Annotated in this window: 1 protein-coding gene and 1 pseudogene; one reads left to right on the forward strand and one right to left on the reverse strand. The window is 66.7% G+C overall.

The window, feature by feature from the left end:
* Positions 1 to 315: 315 nt before the first annotated feature.
* Positions 316 to 1,998, forward strand: a complete 1,683-nt coding sequence (locus QZY07_RS17320) for a DUF6399 domain-containing protein (RefSeq protein WP_295405433.1) — start codon at positions 316 to 318, stop codon at positions 1,996 to 1,998.
* A 51-nt stretch (positions 1,999 to 2,049) separates the two neighbouring features.
* Here QZY07_RS17320 and QZY07_RS17325 read toward each other — a convergent pair.
* Positions 2,050 to 2,268: pseudogene (locus QZY07_RS17325) on the reverse strand (HigA family addiction module antitoxin); the annotation flags it as partial.
* Positions 2,269 to 2,316 lie beyond the last annotated feature (48 nt).

Below are 2,316 nucleotides of genomic sequence, written 5' to 3' on the forward strand. Positions count from 1 at the left end.
CGATATAAGTGACCCCCTTCTCCAACAGGTTGCGCAATATGTCTTTTTCCGAGCCATTCGCCTCAGTGCTGATGAATTGCACAGGAATCAGGCGATTTAACTCAAACGCCAGATGAAGCTTGATTCCCTTAGCCGTTTTTTTATAGCACGCCCATGTCATGCTTTTGATGGCAGGGAATATTGATCCATCCGGGGTCGATCATCGTTCCGGCCAAAACCCCATAATCGAGTAGGTTTTACCACTGGCTCAAGGTTGGCAAACGCTCCGCCATGTCCTCTACCCTTGGTGCTGCGAAACAACCGAGCGGTGAAGCGATGAACGAAGCGTCTACCGGGTCTGACGCTATCCAAGTCGTTGGCACGGCGCCACCGGTTCGGGTCCGTGCGAGGAGGCGGCGAACGCGCCTGGAACGGGCCGAGCAGCGGGCGCGGGTGGCGACGGGGCTGGACGCTGGGCACTCGCAACGGCAGATGGCGGCCGAGTTGGGGGTGGCGCGCAGCACCTTGCAGGAGGGCGGCGCGTGCGCGGCGCTGGACCCGGAAGTGCCTGCGGCCTTGCGGGCCTTGACCCGGACCCCGGAGGGGGTGCGATGGTTGCAGCGCCAAGTCTTCGCGGTCCACTTCGTGCTCGCGTGGTTGGCGGGCGCGGGGGTGCGCGTGGTCTGCCAGTCTCTGGAGCGGAGCGGGCTGTCGGCCGTCGTCGGGGCATCCTCTGGGAGCCAACACCGCCTCACGGTCGCGCTGGAGGCGTTGGTCGTTGCCGTGGCGGCGGAACAACGCCGCACGTTGGCCGAGGGCATGCCGCGGCGTCCGATCACGGTGGGGGAAGACGAAACCTTTCGCCCCGAGACCTGTTTGGTCGGCATGGCCCTCGTCTCGAACGTCATCCTGCTGGAGGAGTATTCCGCCGCTCGCTCGGCGGCGACCTGGACCCAGGCGCTCCGTGAAGCCTTGGAGGGGTTGGCGGTCGAGGTCATCCAGGGCACCCGCGACGAGGCCAAGGGCCTGCTGAGCCATGTGCAAAACGCACTGAGCGCGCACCACGCCCCAGATCGGTTCCGCGTTCGGCAGGAGGTCGTCAAGGCCACCAGCTTGAATCTGGCGCGTGCGGTCAAACCGGGCGACGTCGCCGCCGCGCCGGCGCAGGCCACCTGGCAGGGCGCGCGCGCGGCGCCGGTGGCCTTTGAAGCCCAGCCCCACCATCCCCGTGGTCGTCCTCCGGCCGACGAGGCCCGCACCCAGGCGGCCCTCGCCGCCTCGGTGCAGGCCGAACGCAACCAACCGCAGGCCGTCGCGCGACAGAGCGACGCCCGCGAATACCTCCGCGCGCTCGGCGCGCTGGATCGCCCCGAGGACCTCCAGAGCGGACAGGCGCAATCCCTTGCGCACATGGGCGAACGCTTTCGCGCCTGCTGGACGCGTTTGGAGCCACTCGCCGAGGCGGCGGATTTGCCGCGGCGCGCCCGCGAGCGTCTTGAGAAGGCCCGGCGCGTCACCACCGGATTGCGGGCGACGATCGCCTTTGTCTTCGCCACCGTGCCGGCGAAGGTCGAGGCCTTGCATCTGCCGCCCGTGCTCGACCGTGCGCGGCGCGAGCCACGGATTCCGGCCATCTCTCTCGACCGTGTGGCCGAGCGCCGCCACCACGCCGAGCAACGCCAGACCCTGCGCGCCTTGCGCGCTCCAGTGTTGGCGCCGTTACGCCACCCTCAACATCCGTTCCAAGCGCTTCCCCCAAGCGAGCGCCCGCACCTCGAGCAGGTCGCCCTGGAGTGTGCCGATCGGTTTCCGCGCAGCCGCTCCTGTGTCGAAGGCCGCAATGCCCAGCTTTCCCTACATCACCATGGCCACCACCGACTCGCCGCGCGCAAACTCGCCGCGCTCACGGCACGGCACCATTACTTGATCCGACGCCCGGACGGAACCACGGCTGCAGAACGCTTCTTCGGGCGCCCACCCGCCCCCCTGTTCGCACAACTCCTAGAGCGCATGCCGTGACCGCCAGCCCCGGCGCGTCGACGACCCCGGCCACCAAAGCTCCCCTATCTGTTACCCGTCTCCGCGTAGGGGGTGGCCGAAACGATGATCGACCCCGACTTGCCAAAGATCGTATTGCGTTTGCTGATTCAGCCAGCTTTCTGACGACGTGTTAAAGGCAATCGACAGACGCACCGCCATTTCGGGGCTGATCCCGGATTTCTCGTTGATCAGACTCGACAGCGTTTTACGACTGACACCCAGCGCCTTCGCCGCCTCGGTCACGGATAGGCGGCGGTGCTCAAATCGGCCCGCCAGTGATCATGGACCAGGATCCCG

It is taken from the genome of uncultured Thiocystis sp. (genome assembly GCF_903866365.1).
In the GTDB taxonomy this organism is placed as follows: Bacteria; Pseudomonadota; Gammaproteobacteria; order Chromatiales; family Chromatiaceae; genus Chromatium.